Below are 19437 nucleotides of genomic sequence, written 5' to 3'. Positions count from 1 at the left end.
GGAGTGGATATGGAAAATTTACTGGCGCTGACCCTGGCCGATGAGACGCCGGAACTGAAAGAGGGGGACGGCCCCTCATTTCGCTGGCGGTGGCTGGGGCGCGGGGTGCTTGAACTGACGCCGACCGTAAAAAGCGATCTCTCGCTGCTGCTTTCAACGGGTATCCACGGGAATGAAACCGCGCCCGTCGAGATTGTTGATCTGCTGCTGCGTGCGCTGTATCGCAATGAGATCGAACTAAAGTGCCGCGTGCTGGTGGTGCTCGGCAATCCTCCTGCGCTGGCGCAAAACAAACGGTATCTGGTGAGCGACATTAACCGCATGTTTGGCGGCCGCTGGTCGCAGTTTCCGCAGAGCGATGAAACGGCGCGGGCTGAGTGGCTGGAGAACGTCGTGACCGCGTTTTTTGCCGTCGCGGGGCCGGGGCGCTGGCATCTGGATCTGCATACGGCAATCCGCGCGTCCTACCACGTTCGCTTCGGCGTTCTGCCGCAGCGCAGTCAGCCGTGGGATGAAGCGTTCCTGAGCTGGCTGGGTGACGCCGGTCTGGAGGCGCTGGTATTTCATCAGTCGCCGGGCGGAACGTTCACCCATTTCACCTGTGAACGTTTCGCTGCGCTGTCCTGCACGCTGGAACTGGGAAAAGCGCTGCCGTTCGGCCAGAACGATCTGACCCGCTTTGCGCCTACGCATCTCGCCCTTCGAGCGCTGCTGGGCGGTACGGCTCCCGAGCACGCGCATCAGCCCGTTGAGCGGTATCGGGTCGTACAGCAGATCACGCGCCGCAGCGATGCCTTCCAGCTCCATATGGCCGCACACACCCTAAACTTCACCCCGTTCCGCAAAGGGGCGCTGCTGGCTGAGGATGGCGAGGAACGTTACGAGGTGCAGAACACCACCGAGTATGTCTTATTCCCTAACCCCACCGTCGCGTTTGGCCTGCGGGCCGGGCTGATGCTGGAAAAAATATCCTGAACCTTTCCCCTCCCATCATTCGGGTGGGGGAAGTAAAAAACTTTTCTTAACGATTAAAGCGCTTGCGCTTGTTTTGCAGAATATTCCTGGTGAATTGCTTTATTATTGATCTTCACTTCGCTATACTTCTGCTTAATCTCTTTAAAATCATCCTGTTAAATATTTTTTGTTGCAACTCTCCACGCTTTATCCTTATTTCCTCCACATTTGGCGAAAATTTGTTTTTTACACTTTCATTGTTTTACCGTTGCTCTGACTAATTGACGATAAACCCCGTAAAGTTAATCTCGTCAACACGGCATAGCGCCGAAGAATAACTGAAAGAAAGGAAATAAATTATGCGTAAGTTTACTGCACTGTTTGTTGCTTCTACCCTGGCTCTGGGCGCTACCAGCATGGCGTTCGCCGCAGATACTGCGACCACTACAACTGCCGCGCCTGCTGAAGGCAAAATGATGATGCATCATAAAGGTCCGGGTATGCACAACGAGATGATGATGTTTAAGGATCTCAACCTGACGGATGCCCAGAAGCAGCAGATCCGCGACATCAGAAAAGGCGAACGCGACCAGATGAAACGTCCTCCGCTTGAAGAGCGTCGTGCGATGCATGACATCATCGCCAGCGACAGCTTCGATAAGGCGAAAGCCGAAGCGCAGATCGACAAAATGGCCGAGCAGCACAAAGCCCGCATGCTGGCTCACATGGAAACCCAGAACAAGATCTACAACATTCTGACCCCGGAACAGAAAAAACAATTTAATGCGAATTTTGAGAAGCGTCTGACAGAACGTCCGGCGATGGAAGGTAAAATGCCAGCTCCAACCGAATAATCGGTTCACTCTCTTAAGACCGCCGGGATCCTGTCCACAAAAGCGCAACCGCTGTGGACAGGACCGGCGGTTTTTCTTTCCTGCCCTCTTGCCTGCCGCCGCCAGCGCGGTATCCTCCTGTAGTCGCTTCAGAGAATGTTTGCAGAGTCATGGCGTTAGAATTTTTATTAACGTTCAGCTAAGGCCTGCCCGCTCTGCTGCCGATACTGTTTCTGTGAATACCCAACGATAACAAACAAGACAGCAACGATAGCGATATCCTTGCCCTGGCACGGGTTGTGCCATTCAGGAGTGGTAATGGAGTTCTTTGATATCCGTAAGATGCCGGTCAGCCTCTGGCGCAATGGTGCTGGCGAAACGCGTGAGATTTGCTGCTTCCCTCCCGCGACGCGCGATTTTCACTGGCGTGCCAGTATCGCGACGATTGCCAGCAACGGCGAATTCTCCTCGTTTCCCGGTGTTGACCGGGTGATTACCTTGCTGGAAGGGGGAGAGGTGACGCTGGACGCGGGTCAGGCGTTCTCCCATACCCTCAAGCATCATCAGCCCTACAGTTTTGCCGGCGATCTGCCGGTGAAAGCGCTGCTTTCAGATGGGCGGATGGCGATGGACTTTAACATCATGACCCGGCGCGACTGCTGCCGGGCGAAGGTGCGCGTTGCTGACCGAACCTTCACCACCTTTGGCTCACGCGGGGGCGTGGTGTTCGTGCTAAGCGGGGCGTGGCAGCTGGGCGATAAATTGCTGACGGCCGATCAGGGTGCCAGCTGGGAGGAGGGTACCCATACGCTGCGTCTGCTGGAGGCTCAGGGCACCTTATTGTTCAGCGAAATCACGTGGCTGCCGGGTCATTGAGCACAATGATCTCAAACTTTCCTGTCAGGACCGGTTTACAGAGAATTTTGTAGCCATCGTGGTCAAATCCGGCGGGCGTGCGCAGCAGGGTTGCCGCGTCGTTGATGTCGTCGACAGCGCCCAGCCAGAGCCAGTTGTTGACGATGTGATACTGGGTCATGGCCTCGCCCACTTCTTTTAGCGCAACGGCGCTTTCCCAGGGCCAGCAGTTCACGCTGATGGCCGCCAGACCGGTGAGAAGCCGGGCGTGATGCGCCTCAACGCTCTCTTTCCCGCAGCACGCACCGGCGCAGCGCTTCAGCGCGGATCGAAAACAGGCGCGTCCGCGGGTGGTTGCCTCCAGACCTAAAAGGCTGTAGCAAAGCTGTAAATCGTCCGCCAGCGTCTGCAGCGCCTGGAGCGCGGCGCGTTTATTGGCGAATAGCCCATAGAGATTCGGGGCATGAGAAAAATCGACGTCGCGCGCGTAGACGACCTGCGGCCTGCCATCGTTTATCTGCAGCGAGCAGAGCTGACGGTTGCGGCGCAGGCGCTTATTGAACAACGGCTGTTGTTCTTTTATCAACCGCGCCTCCAGCAACAGCGCGCCCATTTCTCCCGCCGTCTGGAACCAGGAAATGCGTCGCGACTGGCGCAGCATGGCGGCCTCGTCCGGCGTACGGAGATGGGATAACACCCGACTGCGAATGTTAACGCTCTTGCCGATATAGAGCGGCAGGGTATCGCTTTCACCGTGAAAGATGTACACGCCCGGCTGTTTAGGCAGCGCCTCAAGCCAGGGGCGAAGGTGCTCGGGATATTCGTAGATAGCCGCCGCTTCAAATTCAAGACGCGGGGCGGATTGACGCCTGCTCACATACTGCTCCATATACTGTTCAGGCATACAGTGTAGCAGGAGTGTGATGGTTAAAAAAGAGCCGGGTGGCGGCTAAGCCTTACCCGGCCAGGACGTGCGGCTTGATGCCCTCACCTCAACCCTCTCCCATGGGAGAGGGCGCAAACATTAAAAGCGGTAACCTGGTTACCGCTTTGCTTTATTTTTTCCAGAAGTCGTCAAACACCGTAATTGGCGTGTGGCGCTTGTGCTCGGTTTTCAGATACCAGCCTTCGATGATTTTCGCGGTCCGTTCATCCAGCTTTTTGCCTTCCAGATAATCATCGATGTTGTCATAGGTGACGCCAAGGGCCGCTTCATCCGGCAGGGAAGGGCGATCGTCTTCAAGGTCCGCTGTCGGCGCTTTCTTATACAGATGCTCAGGACAGCCCAGCGCGGCCAGCAGCTGCTTACCCTGACGCTTGTTGAGACGGAAGATCGGGTTAATGTCGGTGCCGCCGTCGCCGTATTTGGTGAAGAAACCGGTGATCGCTTCTGCCGCATGATCGGTGCCGACCACAACGCCTTTGGTCATCCCGGCGATGCTGTACTGCGCTTTCATGCGCTCGCGGGCCTTCTCGTTGCCGCGAACAAAATCGCTCAGCTCAATGCCCGCTTCGCGAAGCGCCTGCTCGCTTGCCAGCACCGAGCCCTTAATATTTACGGTCAGCACGCGGTCAGGCTGAATGAAGGCAATGGCATCCTGGCAATCCTGCTCGTCCGCCTGTACGCCATAAGGAAGACGCACCGCGATAAACTGTAGTTTCTCATCACCCGTCTCTTCGCGAAGCTCTGAAATCGCCATCTGGCAGAGTTTACCGGTCAGGGTAGAGTCCTGGCCGCCGCTAATGCCCAGCACCAGGGATTTCAGGAAAGCGTTCTTTTTTAAGTACGATTTTAAAAAATCCACGCTGCGGCGGATCTCTTCATGTGCATCTACCGTAGGCTTCGCGCCCAGTGCCTGAATAATCTCTTGTTGCAGAGCCATCACGCCCTCCATATGCAGTACATAAACAGAATGTGTTAGCTGTTAAAACTAACCCTTTGGGCGAGAAACGACAAGGATCACAGTTTCGAGTGCGCTAATTTGCGCCGATTTAGCAGGTTATCGTTGTTTTATTAGAATTTTCCGAAATTCGTCTGGCGTAACTCACAAAGTTGAACAATAGTACTTTTTATCCCATGCTTAGATAACACGCTGATAAACAAGAGGACGGAATATGAACAAGAACGTAGCAGGAATTCTTAGCGCAGCGGCGGTACTGACTATGCTGGCAGGGTGTACGGCTTACGATCGCACTAAGGATCAGTTTACGCAGCCCGTAGTAAAAGACGTTAAAAAAGGCATGACCCGTTCGCAGGTGGCTGCGATTGCCGGTAAACCTTCTTCTGAAGTGACCATGATTCATGCGAAAGGGACCTGCCAGACCTATATCCTGGGTCAACGTGATGGTAAGGCAGAAACCTACTTCGTCGCCCTGGATGATACCGGTCATGTGATCAACTCCGGCTATCAGACCTGTGCTGAATACGACACCGATCCGCAGGCACCTAAGGCGCAGTAACCCTGCTTGCCTGAGGATGTTAACAAACCGGCCCATGGGCCGGTTTTTTTATGCATCAGAAAATCTTATTTCTTTGCGCGAATTATTTGCCCGAAATGTGAAGGGAGTCAACAAGCCAGGTCAATGAGAGACAATTTGAGCCTATCCAGAATTATCCCCTGTCTGTACCATTGCGTATACTCACTCCAACGATAAACAACAGTACGCAAGCTACCTGTCTGCCGGGACAGCGAGTCGAGTGATAGCGCGATGGCAGGTAGTTATATAAGAGGGAAATCACGATGGAAAAGAAACATATCTACCTGTTCTGCTCAGCGGGCATGTCAACGTCGCTTCTGGTGTCAAAGATGCGTGCGCAGGCTGAAAAGTATGAAGTCCCTGTGGTGATTGAAGCGTTTCCAGAGACGCTGGCGGGCGAAAAAGGCCAGACAGCCGATGTTGTTTTACTGGGGCCGCAAATTGCCTATATGTTGCCCGAAATTCAACGACTGTTACCCAATAAACCGGTCGAAGTGATCGACTCGGGGCTGTACGGCAAAATTGATGGTTTAGGTGTTCTTAAAGCTGCTGTGGCAGCCATTAAAAAAGCTGCTAATTAATTTTTATTTTTCCCGTCAAAGAGTTATTTCACACACAATACGCCGTAACATGCGTTACGGCATTTAAGGGTATTTTCCTATGAGTAAAGTCATCGCTTCACTTGAAAAGGTACTCCTTCCTTTTGCTGTTAAAATAGGAAAGCAGCCTCACGTTAATGCCATCAAAAACGGCTTTATTAAATTAATGCCGTTGACGCTGGCCGGGGCCATGTTCGTTTTAATTAACAACGTTTTTCTGAGCTTTGGTGAAGGTTCCTTCTTTTATTCATTAGGAATTCGGTTAGACGCTTCCACTATTGAAACCCTTAATGGTTTTAAAGCCATCGGCGGCAACGTCTATAACGGTACGTTAGGGATTATGTCGCTGATGGCGCCTTTCTTTATTGGGATGGCACTGGCAGAAGAGCGTAAAGTGGATCCGCTGGCTGCCGGGTTATTATCCGTTGCCGCCTTTATGACCGTAACGCCTTATAGCGTGGGTGAAGCCTATGCCGTTGGCGCCAACTGGCTGGGCGGGGCCAACATCATCTCCGGTATTGTTATCGGCCTGGTGGTGGCAGAAATGTTCACCTTTATTATCCGCCGCAACTGGGTTATCCGCCTGCCGGATAGCGTACCGGCTTCCGTTTCTCGTTCATTTTCCGCGTTGATTCCAGGCTTCATTATTCTCTCCATCATGGGGATTATCGCCTGGGCGCTCTCCCACTGGGGCACTAACTTCCACCAGATCATCATGGACTCTATCTCTACGCCGCTGGCGTCGATGGGTGGCGTGGTCGGTTGGGCGTATGTGATTTTCACCTCTCTGCTGTGGTTCTTTGGCGTGCATGGTTCACTGGCACTGGCCGCGCTGGACAGCGGGATTATGACCCCCTGGGCACTGGAAAACGTTGCGCTTTACCAGCAGTACGGCTCCGTTGACGCGGCGCTGGCAGCGGGTAAAACCTTCCATGTGTGGGCGAAGCCGATGCTTGACTCCTATATCTTCCTGGGCGGTACCGGGGCGACCTTGGGTCTGATCATCGCGGTCTTTATTGTCTCTCGTCGTGCTGACTACCGTCAGGTCGCGAAGCTGGCGCTGCCATCAGGCATCTTCCAGATTAACGAACCGATTCTGTTCGGTCTGCCAATCATCATGAACCCGGTAATGTTCATTCCGTTCATCCTGATTCAGCCGCTGCTGGCCGCGGTCACCCTGACGGCGTATTACATGGGCATCATTCCACCGGTCACCAACATTGCGCCGTGGACCATGCCGGCGGGCCTGGGCGCCTTCTTTAACACCAACGGTAGCGTCGCGGCCTTCCTGCTGGCGATATTCAACCTCGGGATTGCCACCCTGCTGTACATGCCGTTCGTGGCGATTGCCAACAAAGCCGCCACCATTATTGATGAAGAAGAGAGCGAAGAGGATATTGCCCTCTCACTGAAATTCTAAGATTGACCGGCGCGGGGAAGCCCGCGCCAGCCACAAGGAGCTTAAACATGTTAGATTTGGATAGTATTGTCGCAGACGAAGCCGTCGAGAACGATCTCGAAGAAGTGGTGATGGGGCTTATCATCAACTCCGGACAGGCCCGCAGCCTGGCCTATGCCGCACTGAAGCAGGCCAAGCAGGGAGATTTCGCCGCCGCGAAAACCATGATGGACCAGTCCCGCACGGCGCTGAACGAAGCGCACCTGGTGCAGACAAAGCTGATTGAAGGCGATCAGGGCGAAGGGAAGATGAAGGTCAGCCTGGTGCTGGTCCACGCGCAGGATCACCTGATGACCTCGATGCTGGCGCGTGAGCTGGTGGCGGAGCTTATCGAGCTTCACGAGAAAATGCACTGAGTCGGATTTCGCAGCAGGAGGTCAGCACGATGGAAATTAAAACCGCACTTGAACAGCAGCTGTTTAACGGCAAAAATTTTCACGTGGTTATCTACAACAAGACGGAGAGCGCCAGCGGTCTGCACCAGCATGACTACTACGAGTTCACGATTGTTCTGACCGGCCGCTACTACCAGGAGATCAACGGTAAGCGCGTCCTGCTTGAGCGAGGGGATTTTGTCTTCCTGCCGATGGGTTCTTATCACCAGAGCTTTTACGAATTTGGTGCCACCCGTATTCTGAATGTGGGCGTCAGCAGACGCTTCTTTGAGAAGCACTATCTGCCGCTGGTGCCGTTCTGCTTTGTGGCCTCCCAGGTCTATCGGGTCAAAAACGAGTTTATGACCTGGATTGAAACGGTTATCGCCTCGCTTAACTTCCGCGACAATGAATTTGATGAGTTTATTGAAACGGTGACCTTCTATGTGATGAACCGGCTGCGCCATCATCGTGAGGAGCAGCAGGTGACGGATGATATTCCACAGTGGCTTCGCAGCACCGTTGAGCTGATGCACGATAAAGGCCAGTTCAGCGAAAATGCGCTGGAAAATATGGTGTCACTGTCGGGAAAATCCCAGGAATATCTGACCCGCGCGACGCAGCGCTATTATCGTAAAACACCCGTGCAAATTATTAATGAAATCCGCATTAATTTTGCCAGGAAACAGCTGGAAATTACCAACTACTCTGTCACCGATATTGCGTACGAGTCAGGATACAGTAGTCCCAGCTTGTTTATTAAGACCTTTAAGAAATTGACTTCATTCACACCGAACAGTTACCGGAAGAATTTAACGGTAATTAATTAACTTTCGGCGGATTACCCGCCACAAATATTGCTTTAATGGCTTGCCCAAATAGCGGGAAGAGTACGCTATACCTTGCAGGCGATTAACCTGATACGCTAAGGGAGATATTATGCAGAAGAAATTAAAAGTCGTAACCATTGGTGGCGGCAGCAGCTATACCCCGGAATTACTTGAAGGTTTTCTGAAACGTTACCATGAATTACCGGTCAGCGAATTATGGCTGGTTGACGTTGAGGAAGGTCAGGAAAAGCTGAATATTATTTTCGACCTGTGCAAGCGCATGGTGGAGAAAGCGGGCGTGCCTCTGACCGTGCATAAAACTCTCGATCGCCGTCTGGCGCTGAAAGATGCTGATTTCGTGACTACCCAGCTGCGCGTCGGCCAGCTGAAGGCGCGCGAGCTGGACGAGCGTATCCCGCTGAGCCACGGCTATCTCGGGCAGGAGACCAACGGCGCGGGCGGCCTGTTCAAAGGCCTGCGTACCATCCCGGTGATTTTCGACATCGTCAAAGACGTACAGGAGATCTGCCCGAACGCGTGGGTGATTAACTTCACCAACCCGGCCGGGATGGTGACCGAGGCGGTCTATCGTCATACCGGTTTCAAACGCTTTATCGGCGTCTGTAATATTCCGATTGGTATGAAGATGTTTATCCGCGACGTGCTGGCGCTGACCGACAGTGACGATCTCTCCATCGACCTGTTCGGCCTGAACCACATGGTATTCATTAAAGACGTGATCGTGAACGGAAAATCGCGCTTTGCCGAACTGCTGGACGGCGTGGCTTCCGGTCGCCTGACGGCGGCATCGGTGAAAAACATCTTTGACCTGCCGTTCAGCGAAGGGCTGATCCGCTCGCTGAACCTGCTGCCGTGCTCGTACCTGCTTTACTACTTTAAGCAGAAAGAGATGCTGGCTATCGAAATGGGCGAGTACTATAAGGGCGGCGCGCGCGCGCAGATCGTTCAGAAAGTAGAGAAGCAGCTGTTCGATTTGTATAAAGATCCGAACCTGAACGTTAAACCGAAAGAGCTGGAGCAGCGCGGCGGGGCCTACTACTCCGATGCGGCGTGCGAAGTGATTAACGCCATCTACAACGACAAGCAGGCGGAACACTATGTCAACGTGCCGCACCACGGCCATATCGACAATATCCCGGCTGACTGGGCGGTCGAGATGACCTGCATCCTGGGACGCGATGGCGCTAAACCGCATCCACGCATCACCCACTTCGATGATAAGGTTATGGGCCTGATCCACACCATCAAAGGCTTTGAAGTGGCGGCAAGCAACGCGGCGCTGAGCGGCGAGCTCAATGACGTGCTTCTGGCGCTGAACCTCAGCCCGCTGGTGCATTCCGACCGCGATGCGGAGCAGCTGGCCAGCGAGATGATCCTGGCGCATGAAAAATGGTTGCCGAACTTTGCCGCCACCATCGAGAAGCTCAAGTTCAAACACCACTGAGAGGACGCACAATGGAAAACCTGCTGATCGTTAATGCTGATGATTTTGGCCTCTCGAAAGGTCAGAACTACGGCATTATTGAAGCCTGTCGCCGGGGTGTTGTGACCTCGACCACGGCACTGGTGAATGGTGAGGCGGTTGAACACGCGGCGCAGCTGAGCCGCGAGGTGCCGGAGCTGGGCGTCGGCATGCATTTTGTGCTGACGCTCGGGATGCCGCTTTCGCCAATGCCGGGCCTGACGCGCGACGGCCAGCTGGGCAAATGGATTTGGGAACTGGCGGAACAGGGCGTTCTGCCTCTCGAAGAGGTTGCCCGCGAGCTGGAGTGTCAGTTCAACCGCTTTGTTGACGCCTTTGGTAAGGCGCCGACGCACATCGACAGCCATCACCACGTGCATATGATCCCGGCAATTTTCCCCATTGTCGCTGAGTTTGCAAAATGCAAAGGCGTGGCGATGCGCGTGGATCGGGAGGCTCGCGGCGTGCCCGACTGCGCCGTGACCACCACTGAGGGATTCAGCAGCGCATTTTACGGCGACGAGATCGACGAAGCGCTGTTCCTTAAGGTGCTGGATGATTCCAGCGCGCGGGGGGAACGGTCGCTGGAGGTCATGGCGCATCCTGCTTTTGTCGATAACACCGTGCGGAAAAGCGCCTACTGCTGGCCGCGCCTGGCGGAGCTGGACGTGTTGACGTCGCCGTCGCTGAAATACGCGATTGCCGAGCGCGGGTATCGGTTGGGAACGTTCGGGGATTTGTGAGAAATTCCCCCTCACCCTAACCCTCTCCCCAAAAGGGAGAGGGGACTGGGCCGTGCGGTCTGTAATGCGAACACAGGTCTGCATTTCACCCTCTCCCTTTCAGGGAGAGGGCCGGGGTGAGGGTATTTTTTACGCCGGGATCTGGTCAATCTTACTGCTGCGCGACCAGACGCGGTGCGCGGCGAGCAAATCAAACAGCTTCGTCATAAAGGCATCGTCAACGTTGTCTCCCTCGACAATGCCGTCCTCACCCTGATCGGCCACCTTCAGGTGCGCCTTAAACCGTCGCGCGTCGCCGGACAGCGCGATCGGTTTCAGGTGCTTGTAGGCTTCCAGCAGATAATACACCGCGTCACCGTTGCTCAGCAGGCTGTCTATATCTCCGCACGGCACAATCACCGCATCGACGGTCAGCGATGGCGCCCCGGCAAAGGTCGCCGCCACCGGCAGCACGGAGCCGTCATCGGCGGTCACTTCCCCCATGCGGGAATAAAGCAGTTTCGCATGCACGCCCTGTGTCTTCAGCGCCTGCATAATCCCCAGCACGTCGCTGGCGCGGGTTTTGTCGTTCAGCAGGATGGCGACCACGCGGCCTTTAATCGAGCCACCCGGCACGGCATACAGGCTCAGCGACGGATCTTTCTTCACGCCGTTAACCTCTTTAGGCGGGGCAAGATTGCGCTGCTCGTCGGTCAGCGTAATGCCCAGGTTATCCGCAACGCTCTGGGCGAGCTGAATATCAATGCGCGCCAGATGATCGACCACACGCTCGCGGATGTAGGTACGCACCACTTTGCTCAGCTCAAAGCTGAAGCCGCCGATAATGTGCTGTTGCTCAATCGGCGTCTGGCTGTTCCAGAACAGGCGAGGATGGGCGTAATACTCGCCGAACGACGGGCTGCGCTCGCGAATTTTGTTGCCGTCGATACGCTCCTGGTACGATTCGAATCCACCGCGTTTCGGCGCCGGAGGCGTTTCGCGCGGCCAGTTATCGTTGATGGAGTTCGGCTCATAGTTCGCCGGATTGGTATCAATATCCTGACGGTGCATCCCGTCGCGCTGGAAATTGTGGTATGGGCAGGTTGGGCGGTTAATCGGAATTTCGTGGAAGTTCGGCCCGCCCAGACGGCTGATCTGCGTATCGGTATACGAGAACAAACGTCCCTGCAGGAGCGGATCGTTGGTGAAGTCCAGCCCCGGCACGATATGCCCCGGGTGGAACGCGGCCTGTTCGTTTTCGGCAAAGAAATTATCCGGGTTGCGGTTGAGCACCATTTTACCCACCAGCTGAACCGGCACCAGCTCTTCCGGGATCAGCTTCGTCGGGTCAAGCAGGTCGAAATCGAACTTAAATTCGTCCTCCTCCGGAATGAGCTGCAGGCCCAGTTCATACTCCGGGAAGTCGCCCGCTTCAATGGACTCCCACAGCTCGCGGCGATGGAAATCCGGATCGCGACCGGTCAGCTTCTGCGCCTCATCCCACACCAGGGAGGCTTTACCCGCCACCGGCTTCCAGTGGAAACGGACGAACGTGGCTTTACCCTCGGCGTTGATCAGACGGAAGGTATGGATGCCAAAGCCTTCCATGGTGCGATAGCTGCGCGGAATGCCGCGGTCTGACATCGCCCACATCACGTTGTGTAAGGTTTCAGGCTGCAGGGAGACATAGTCCCAGAAGGTGTCGTGCGCGCTTTGTCCCTGCGGTATGGCCCAGTGGGGCTCCGGTTTTACCGCATGGACAAAGTCAGGAAATTTATGCGCATCCTGAATGAAGAACACCGGGGTGTTATTGCCCACCAGATCGAAAATACCCTCTTCGGTATAAAACTTGGTGGCAAAGCCGCGGATATCCCGGACGGTATCTGCCGAACCCGCGCCGCCCTGTACGGTGGAGAAGCGCACAAATACCGGAGTGATTTTGTCCGGATCGGAGAGGAAATCCGCTTTGGTGATCGCTTTCAGGCTCTTATAGGGCTGGAAGTAGCCGTGCGCAGCGGAACCGCGCGCGTGGACGATGCGTTCCGGTATCCGCTCGTGGTCGAAATGGGTGATTTTTTCCCGCAGGATAAAATCTTCCAGCAGGGTTGGCCCGCGCGCGCCTGCGCGAAGGGAGTTCTGATCGTCAGCAATGCGCACGCCCTGATTGGTGGTCAGCGCAAAACCTTCGCCGCCTTTGCGGTGCGGCTCAAGCGATTTCAGCTTCTCGTTTCCCGTCTCCGGCGATTTCATGCTTCCCGGTGCGGTAGGCTGTTCGCCCGGTGCAGAGGGGCCAGGGGAGGGGCGATGAGAGCCGTCAGCAGGGGCGAGAGAGTCCATACCCGGTTGAGATTCCTCAGTGCCATGAATCGGTGATTGATGTGTTTTATCTTTGTTCGACATTGCACGCTTCTCCTTTATCCATTGCTAAAAACCCTATTAAGGATAGAACAATGTCGCGAGATGGCTCGCGAACTAAGAGTTTTCACATGCCGTCATTGACGAAAGGAGCCTTCTCACCCACTCGGGGCGCGACGGAAGGCAGCAGGATCGGCTATCATAGAATTTTCCTGCTTCAAGAATTTGCTTTAGTGAACCAGTCGCTTATGAAACCTCTTCGTCAACAAAACCGCCAGGTTATTAGCTATGTGCCCCGCGTTGAGCCCGCGCCGCCTGACCATGCCCTGAAAGTGGAGGGTTTTCGCGATGTCTGGCAGCTTCGGGGGAAATACGTGGCCTTCGTGCTGATCGGCGAACATTTCCGCCGCTCGCCCACGTTTACGGTGCCGGAGTCAGCGCAGCGGTGGGCGATGCAGATCCGCCAGGATGAAGAGGTTGAAGAATAACAGCCATAAAAAAACCGCCATCAGGCGGTTTTTTTATTTCTACCGAGTTTAACGGTGCGCCAGCTCGGCGTCGTCTTCACTTTCCAGAATCGCTTTGTCGGTCTGCTTCAGCCACTGGCTGGTCAGCGTACCGGCGGTCATGGAGCCGCTTACGTTCAGCGCGGTACGGCCCATGTCGATCAGCGGCTCAACGGAGATCAGCAGCGCGACCAGCGTCACGGGCAGGCCCAGCGCGGGCAGCACAATCAGCGCGGCGAAGGTTGCGCCACCGCCAACGCCCGCAACGCCTGCGGAGCTTACGGTAACAATCCCGACCAGCGTGGCGATCCAGACCGGATCCAGCGGGTTAATCCCAACGGTAGGGGCGACCATCACGGCCAGCATCGCCGGATACAGACCCGCACAGCCGTTCTGACCAATGGTGGCACCAAAGGAGGCAGAGAAGCTGGCGATGGATTCAGGCACGCCCAGACGGCGGGTTTGCGCTTCAACGTTCAGCGGAATAGACGCGGCGCTGGAACGGCTGGTGAAGGCAAAGGTCAGTACCGGCCAGACTTTACGGAAGTATTTCAGCGGGCTGACGCCGTTTACGCCCAGCAGGATGCCGTGCACCACGAACATAATGCCCAGGCCCAGATAGGAGGCGACAACGAAGCTGCCCAGCTTGATGATGTCCTGCAGGTTAGAGCCGGCAACCACTTTGGTCATCAGCGCCAGCACGCCGTAAGGCGTCAGCTGCATCACCAGACGCACCAGCTTCATCACCCAGCTTTGCAGGGTGTCAATCGCGGTCAGCACGCGTTCGCCTTTAGGCGCGTCGTCTTTCAGCAGCTTCAGCGCCGCTACGCCCAGGAACGCGGCGAAAATAACCACGCTGATGATCGAGGTTGGGCTCGCACCGGTCAGGTCAGCAAACGGGTTCTTCGGAATGAAGGAGAGCACCATCTGCGGCACGGTCAGGTCAGCCACTTTACCAACATAGTTGGTTTGAATCGCGGTAAGACGCGCCGTTTCAGCGGTACCCTGAACCAGACCTTCTGCGGTCAGGCCAAACAGGTTGGTGACCAGCACACCCACCAGCGCGGCAATCAGCGTAGTGAACAGCAGCGTACCAATGGTCAGGAAGCTGATTTTTCCCAGCTGCGTGGCGTTATGCAGGCGGGCCACGGCGCTCAGAATAGAGGCGAACACCAGCGGCATAACGATCATCTGCAGCAGCTGGACATAGCCGTTACCGACGATGTTGAACCACTGAATAGAATCTTTCAGAACTGGATTATCGGAGCCATAAATTGCCTGTAATGCCAGACCAAATACGACACCCATGGCCAGACCAACCAGCACTTTTTTCGCCAGGCTCCACTGTTTGTGGCGCGCCTGCGCGAGAAGCAATAGCAATACAGCGAACACAACGACGTTCGCGATGAGTGGAAAATTCATCCCCGTTCTCCTGATTTATTATTGGGTCGGTTTTTACCGATCCTGTTGGCGGAAGGTTAGCAGAAGTGTGATGTAGCGCTTATATCCAAATGGAATGGTTTATGACAAATGGGATAATTTTGTCGGTTTACTGTTCAATCTGGTGATGAATAAAGCGATTAAACTGAAATTGCAGCGAATTAATCATCTGGGATGACCAGCGAACTGCACTGTTTTCGGGCAAGGTTTGCGGCATCCAGACGGCGTAAGCAAACAGCGCCATGCACAATACGCGCTCAAGCTGGTTTCCTTTCTGCGGTGCGAGGATGGGAAAACGGAAACGCCAGCGGCAGGGCCACAGCAGCGGCACGCCCGCAGGCGTCAGCATATCGGCGAGAATATGGCTTAAATAGCCCAGCACCATCCCCTGGATGGCATCGGCGGGGACTATCCAGCTTTCGGGCACCTTCAAATAGAAAAGCGTCAGCAGGCCAAACACGGCCAGCAAGCTGTGCGTAAACCCCCGATGGCCGAACGCGCGGGCGATGGGTTTCGACACCCACTTCAGGCGTTGTCCGAGGAAGGACTTGGGGTGGTCAATGTCGGGCAGCAGACAGGTCAATACGGCGGAAGGGACAATATGCCACCAGTCCCCCTGTGCCAGCACGGGGGTGAGTTCAGCGTTTTTGGCAAATACTGCGCACGCAATAGAAAAAAGCAGGTGGCCTTCCGCCGTCATGATAAAACCCACAAAACTGTCAATTCATACAGTATAGGGTTTTTATACAGTAGGCGGAAGAGGTGACGGTGTAACTGTTTGTCACAAACCGGAGAAGGGCGTTAACTGCCCTGCAGATGATGCACCGTGAGTTCTGCCAGCGAGTTAAGCTTAACGTCGGCGAGGGCAAACCGGGGGTCGTGACGGCCTTCTTCAGCGGGCACCACAATGGAGCGCATCCTTGCAGCCTTCGACGCCACCATACCGTTAACGGAATCTTCCAGCGCAACGCAGTTGAGGGGATCCAGGCCCAGCTTTGCGGCACAGTCCAGATAGACCTGCGGGTGCGGCTTGCTGTAAGGCAATTTTTCAGCGGACGCCAGCGCGTCGAAACTGTCGCGCAGTTCAAACATCGTGAGCACTTTTTCCAGCATATGCAGCGGTGAAGCCGAGGCCAGTCCGACCTTCAGCCCCTGGGCTTTACACAGCGCGACGGCCTCACGTACGCCGGGCAGCAGCGGCCTGTTCTCTTCCACCAGAGAAATGGCGCGGCTGATAATGCGTGCGGTCACCTCATCGCGATTGGGACCTACCCAAGGCTGTTGGGCAAACCACAGGTCAACCACCATATCGATGCGCAGGCCCAGCGTATCGGGAAGTTCATTACGGCGGCTGATATCCACGCCCAGGCTGGCCATAACGTCCAGTTCGGCGCGATCCCACAGCGGTTCGGAATCGATCAGTAATCCATCCATGTCAAAAATTGCGGCAAGAATTTGGCGCGGTGTCGACATCACAACGTCTCCTTATCCAGGGTGTTCGACAGACGATACGTGCTAAGCACACTCTGCAATTTAGCATATTGCTTTTAAAGAGCGGGCGAAATTGATGACCAGCAGGTAGACTTAGGCACAAATAACGCGTCTTTATGAAGAGGAACTGATGACGTATCAACAAGCTGGACGCATTGCGGTCTTAAAACGTATTGCTGGCTGGGTGATTTTTATTCCTGCCGTCATTTCTACGCTGATTTCTGTACTCAAATTTATGTACGACCACAGCGAAAAACAGCCGGGTATCAATGCGGTAATGCTTGATTTCGCTCATGTCATGATTGAGATGATGCGTTTTAATACGCCATTTTTGAATGTCTTCTGGTTTAACTCACCCACCCCGGATTTTCATCAACAGCTGAATATCGGCTTTTGGGTGATATATGCCCTGATCTTTGTCGCGCTGGCATTACAGGCCTCTGGCGCGAGAATGAGTCGCCAGACGCGCTTTTTACGCGAAGGCGTTGAGGATCAGTTGATTCTGGAGCAGGCCAAAGGCCCGGAAGGAATGAGTCGGGAGCAGATTGAATCCCGCATTGTTGTGCCGCGTCACACCATTTTCCTGCAAATTTTCCCGCTCTATATCCTTCCCGTGATTATCATTGTGGCGGGATACTTCTTCTTCTCACTGCTCGGTTTTCTGTAAGCGATAAGGGTGGCGGCAAGGCCACCCGTTATCTTCTCAGGCGGCAAGCATACGCTCGAGTGCCCGCTGCGCGTTAACAAGGTGTTCTCCGCCAAAAAGAATGGCACGGTTCATCAGCGTATAAAGCTGATACACCGGCTGGCGGTCGAGGAAACCGGGCGGGAGGGGGGAAACAGACTGGTATCCGTCGTATATTTGCGGCGGCTGCTCAGGATGAAGCGGCAGCATGGCAAGATCGCACTCTCTGTCACCCCAGTAGCAGGCCGGGTCAAAGATGTACGGGCCGTTGGGACCCAGCGCGCAGTTATTGGACCACAAATCGCCGTGAAGCATAGACGCCTGAGGCTGGTGGGATGCCAGACGCTGTTGAACGTGCTCGACGATGGCGTCGATATTGCCAAATTCCAGCCCTTTCTCGGCGGCTAGCTCTAGCTGCCAGCCAATGCGCTGCTCGGCAAAAAATGTCGACCAGCGACGCTGCCAGGCATTGGGCTGTGGCGTGGTGGAGAGATCGTTGTCAAAGTCGAGACCAAACTGCGGCTGGTCGCTCCATTGATGCAGGCGCGCCAACTGTTGGCCAAGGATGAACGCATTATGGGCATCCAGCGGGCGGGCGGGGAGATATTCCATCACCAGGAAGCTGTAGTCGCGGTCGCTCCCCACGGCCAGAACCTGCGGGACCGTGACCGTTTTACTGCGGGACAACAGCTCCAGCTGGTCGGCTTCGGCGGTAAATATTGGAAGCAGCTCTCGCTCATCGCATTTAACGAAGAGATCGCGCCCAGCGTAGCGTAAATGCCACGCGGCGTGGATCTCACCGCCTGGCAGTTCGTTACGCAGTTCAATTTCACCTTCACCCAGCTGCTCACGTAAAAGATGACTGATAGCCTGCCACATGTTGTCTCTCCCATGTTGTCTGCCAGATCATAAAGTTAGCGCATAACTGCGGTAAAAAAATACGAACTAACGCACACCTGAGCGGTTTAAATTCATACTGCGCACTTATTGTTCTTTTTTTCGCCAGCTTTCCCAGGTATCCACGTCAATTTCGGCAGGCTTGTCGGTCACGCTCTCCACCAGACTGGCGGCCAGCGCATGAACCTCTTCCTGACTCAGGGCGCCGATCAGACCAAATGTCAGGGTGCCTAAATCATGAATGTTGCCCTCGTCATCCGTCAGCGTGAGGAGAAAATTAGCCCGGGTGAAAGCATTGTTGAGCTCATTCAGCTCGGTTAGCGATGCTTCATGAAGGTTGATGGTCACGACGTGGCGTGTGATGTCACCACTGCTCATAATTCACCTCATTGTTATCATGGAAGTTTTCTTAGCATAGTCGATAGTTTGCGTTTGGCGACTCAGAGACGACATTCCCCTCCGTAACGACGAAGGGGAACAGGCGTTAATTTCGGGACAGGTAATCGACGATTTTTTGCGTATCGGCAAGCGAACAGAGACGCGTGCCCTGGTTGATGGTGGCGGCGCTACCCGCCGCCACGCCGTAGCGTGTCATTTCGAGCAGAGAGGCGCCCTGCGCCAGTTTTAGCGTCATCGCACCCACCATGCTATCGCCAGCGCCAACCGTGCTCTGGCTCTTCATCGGCGGTGGGACAACCTGAACGGACGACGATTCATCGACTGCCAGCGCCCCCTGAGGGCCAAGGGAGACGACTACGCGCCGCGCTTTACCGCTTCGCACCAGCTCCTGCGCGGCGGTGCGCACATCATCAGGCTGCGTCAGTTCGCGGTTGACCAGCGCGCTTAACTCTTTCTGGTTGGGTTTGACCAGCTCCAGATTGCCCGGCACCAGAGCCGCCTGCAGGGCCTCGCCGCTGCTGTCGACTATGCAGCGGATACCGCGCTGCTGCGCGGCCTGAATCAGCGCCGTCAATTTTTCCGTGCTTACGCCGGGCGGCAGGCTGCCGCTTACCACCAGCAGCGCGCCGCTTTCTATTGTCAGCACTTTCTCTTCAAGCTGACGAAACTCGTCATCGCTGAGTTTCGCGCCCGGCATGACAAAACGGTACTGCTCGCCGCTGGATTCTACGTGGACATGCAGGTTTTGCCGCGTCCAGTCTTTCGCCTCAACGGTTTCAACGGCCACCTGTTCATCGGCCAGCAGAGAGACCAGGTATTCACCGGTAGCACCGCCTGCGGGAAAAATTGCCGTGGCTTTGCCGCCGAGGTGTGTAATGGCGCGCGCCACGTTGATCCCGCCGCCGCCGGGCTCAAAGACCGGGGCGCTGCAGCGCAATTTACCTTCCGGGTAAATCTGCGGCGTCAGGGTGGCGGAATCCAGGGAAGGGGAGAGCGTCAGAGTATAAATAGAAACCATCATTACCTCCTTTTAGCATGGGTTCTTATTAGCCTGGCACCATTTGTCAGGAAGGCAAT

The 19437-nt window shown here is 55.2% G+C and carries 21 protein-coding genes; 12 read left to right on the top strand and 9 right to left on the bottom strand.

Annotation, left to right across the window (positions count from 1 at the left end):
• The first annotated feature begins 9 nt into the window (after positions 1-9).
• The 3 genes from astE (at position 10) to ves (ending at position 2663) form a co-directional block, all read left to right on the top strand.
• The gene (astE, locus tag FOY96_RS12880; protein ID WP_094935580.1) at positions 10-975 is read left to right on the top strand and encodes a succinylglutamate desuccinylase; all 966 of its coding nucleotides are present in this window, start codon (positions 10-12) and stop codon (positions 973-975) included.
• A 338-nt stretch (positions 976-1313) separates the two neighbouring features.
• A complete protein-coding gene (gene spy / locus FOY96_RS12875; RefSeq protein WP_023311279.1) occupies positions 1314-1808 on the top strand; it encodes an ATP-independent periplasmic protein-refolding chaperone Spy in 495 nt (164 codons plus the stop codon).
• 297 nt (positions 1809-2105) lie between these two features.
• Positions 2106-2663: an environmental stress-induced protein Ves gene (gene ves / locus FOY96_RS12870; protein WP_023311280.1), complete on the top strand. Its 558-nt coding sequence runs from the start codon at positions 2106-2108 to the stop codon at positions 2661-2663.
• Here ves and cho read toward each other — a convergent pair.
• On the bottom strand, positions 2641-3531 hold the full coding sequence (gene cho / locus FOY96_RS12865; protein ID WP_182383381.1) for an excinuclease Cho: 891 nt from the start codon (positions 3529-3531) through the stop codon (positions 2641-2643). The genes ves and cho overlap by 23 nt on opposite strands.
• A gap of 166 nt (positions 3532-3697) precedes the next feature.
• Positions 3698-4525 (bottom strand): NAD(+) synthase, encoded by an 828-nt coding sequence (gene nadE, locus FOY96_RS12860; RefSeq protein WP_033145265.1) that lies wholly within the window; start codon positions 4523-4525, stop codon positions 3698-3700.
• A gap of 232 nt (positions 4526-4757) precedes the next feature.
• Here nadE and osmE point away from each other — a divergent pair, with 232 nt between their 5' ends.
• The 7 genes from osmE to chbG all read left to right on the top strand — a co-directional run bounded on the left by osmE (position 4758) and on the right by chbG (position 10608).
• Positions 4758-5102, top strand: a complete 345-nt coding sequence (osmE, locus tag FOY96_RS12855; protein ID WP_010430142.1) for an osmotically-inducible lipoprotein OsmE — start codon at positions 4758-4760, stop codon at positions 5100-5102.
• A gap of 281 nt (positions 5103-5383) precedes the next feature.
• Positions 5384-5701: a PTS N,N'-diacetylchitobiose transporter subunit IIB gene (chbB, locus tag FOY96_RS12850; RefSeq protein ID WP_008500676.1), complete on the top strand. Its 318-nt coding sequence runs from the start codon at positions 5384-5386 to the stop codon at positions 5699-5701.
• 79 nt (positions 5702-5780) lie between these two features.
• A complete protein-coding gene (chbC, locus tag FOY96_RS12845; RefSeq protein ID WP_143347203.1) occupies positions 5781-7139 on the top strand; it encodes a PTS N,N'-diacetylchitobiose transporter subunit IIC in 1359 nt (452 codons plus the stop codon).
• A 47-nt stretch (positions 7140-7186) separates the two neighbouring features.
• Positions 7187-7534, top strand: a complete 348-nt coding sequence (gene chbA / locus FOY96_RS12840) for a PTS N,N'-diacetylchitobiose transporter subunit IIA (protein WP_023311284.1) — start codon at positions 7187-7189, stop codon at positions 7532-7534.
• A 5-nt stretch (positions 7535-7539) separates the two neighbouring features.
• Positions 7540-8382, top strand: coding sequence for a transcriptional regulator ChbR (chbR, locus tag FOY96_RS12835; protein WP_071884835.1), 843 nt, complete (start codon positions 7540-7542; stop codon positions 8380-8382).
• 109 nt (positions 8383-8491) lie between these two features.
• On the top strand, positions 8492-9847 hold the full coding sequence (locus FOY96_RS12830) for a 6-phospho-beta-glucosidase (protein ID WP_069302673.1): 1356 nt from the start codon (positions 8492-8494) through the stop codon (positions 9845-9847).
• 11 nt (positions 9848-9858) lie between these two features.
• On the top strand, positions 9859-10608 hold the full coding sequence (gene chbG, locus FOY96_RS12825; protein WP_143347202.1) for a chitin disaccharide deacetylase: 750 nt from the start codon (positions 9859-9861) through the stop codon (positions 10606-10608).
• Positions 10609-10737: 129 nt separating this feature from the next.
• Here the strand turns inward: chbG and katE are convergent, their stop codons facing one another.
• The gene (gene katE / locus FOY96_RS12820; RefSeq protein ID WP_143347201.1) at positions 10738-12987 is read right to left on the bottom strand and encodes a catalase HPII; all 2250 of its coding nucleotides are present in this window, start codon (positions 12985-12987) and stop codon (positions 10738-10740) included.
• 50 nt (positions 12988-13037) lie between these two features.
• Here katE and cedA point away from each other — a divergent pair, with 50 nt between their 5' ends.
• Positions 13038-13430, top strand: a complete 393-nt coding sequence (gene cedA, locus FOY96_RS12815) for a cell division activator CedA (RefSeq protein WP_315987703.1) — start codon at positions 13038-13040, stop codon at positions 13428-13430.
• Between the two features lie 48 nt (positions 13431-13478).
• Here cedA and FOY96_RS12810 read toward each other — a convergent pair whose 3' ends face one another.
• The 3 genes from FOY96_RS12810 to hxpB all read right to left on the bottom strand — a co-directional run bounded on the left by FOY96_RS12810 (position 13479) and on the right by hxpB (position 16361).
• Entirely contained in the window at positions 13479-14870 is a 1392-nt protein-coding gene (locus FOY96_RS12810) for an L-cystine transporter (RefSeq protein ID WP_045336125.1), read from the bottom strand.
• A 127-nt stretch (positions 14871-14997) separates the two neighbouring features.
• Positions 14998-15588 (bottom strand): metal-dependent hydrolase, encoded by a 591-nt coding sequence (locus FOY96_RS12805; RefSeq protein WP_014883483.1) that lies wholly within the window; start codon positions 15586-15588, stop codon positions 14998-15000.
• A 101-nt stretch (positions 15589-15689) separates the two neighbouring features.
• Complete coding sequence (hxpB, locus tag FOY96_RS12800; RefSeq protein ID WP_143347200.1) at positions 15690-16361, bottom strand: hexitol phosphatase HxpB; 672 nt, start codon at positions 16359-16361, stop codon at positions 15690-15692.
• Between the two features lie 148 nt (positions 16362-16509).
• Between hxpB and FOY96_RS12795 the strand changes: the two genes are divergently transcribed.
• Complete coding sequence (locus tag FOY96_RS12795; RefSeq protein WP_023311291.1) at positions 16510-17046, top strand: YniB family protein; 537 nt, start codon at positions 16510-16512, stop codon at positions 17044-17046.
• A gap of 36 nt (positions 17047-17082) precedes the next feature.
• Here the strand turns inward: FOY96_RS12795 and FOY96_RS12790 are convergent, their stop codons facing one another.
• From FOY96_RS12790 to pfkB, 3 genes are all read right to left on the bottom strand, one after another.
• On the bottom strand, positions 17083-17943 hold the full coding sequence (locus tag FOY96_RS12790) for a fructosamine kinase family protein (protein ID WP_143347199.1): 861 nt from the start codon (positions 17941-17943) through the stop codon (positions 17083-17085).
• A 105-nt stretch (positions 17944-18048) separates the two neighbouring features.
• Positions 18049-18339, bottom strand: a complete 291-nt coding sequence (gene ghoS, locus FOY96_RS12785; protein WP_143347198.1) for a type V toxin-antitoxin system endoribonuclease antitoxin GhoS — start codon at positions 18337-18339, stop codon at positions 18049-18051.
• A gap of 106 nt (positions 18340-18445) precedes the next feature.
• Positions 18446-19378 carry a 6-phosphofructokinase II gene (gene pfkB, locus FOY96_RS12780; RefSeq protein WP_143347776.1) on the bottom strand — a complete coding sequence of 311 codons (933 nt, stop codon included), beginning with the start codon at positions 19376-19378 and terminating at the stop codon, positions 18446-18448.
• Positions 19379-19437 lie beyond the last annotated feature (59 nt).

It is taken from the genome of Enterobacter asburiae, from assembly GCF_007035645.1.
GTDB lineage: Bacteria > Pseudomonadota > Gammaproteobacteria > Enterobacterales > Enterobacteriaceae > Enterobacter > Enterobacter asburiae_B.
This window is presented reverse-complemented; position numbering and strand designations above follow the sequence as displayed.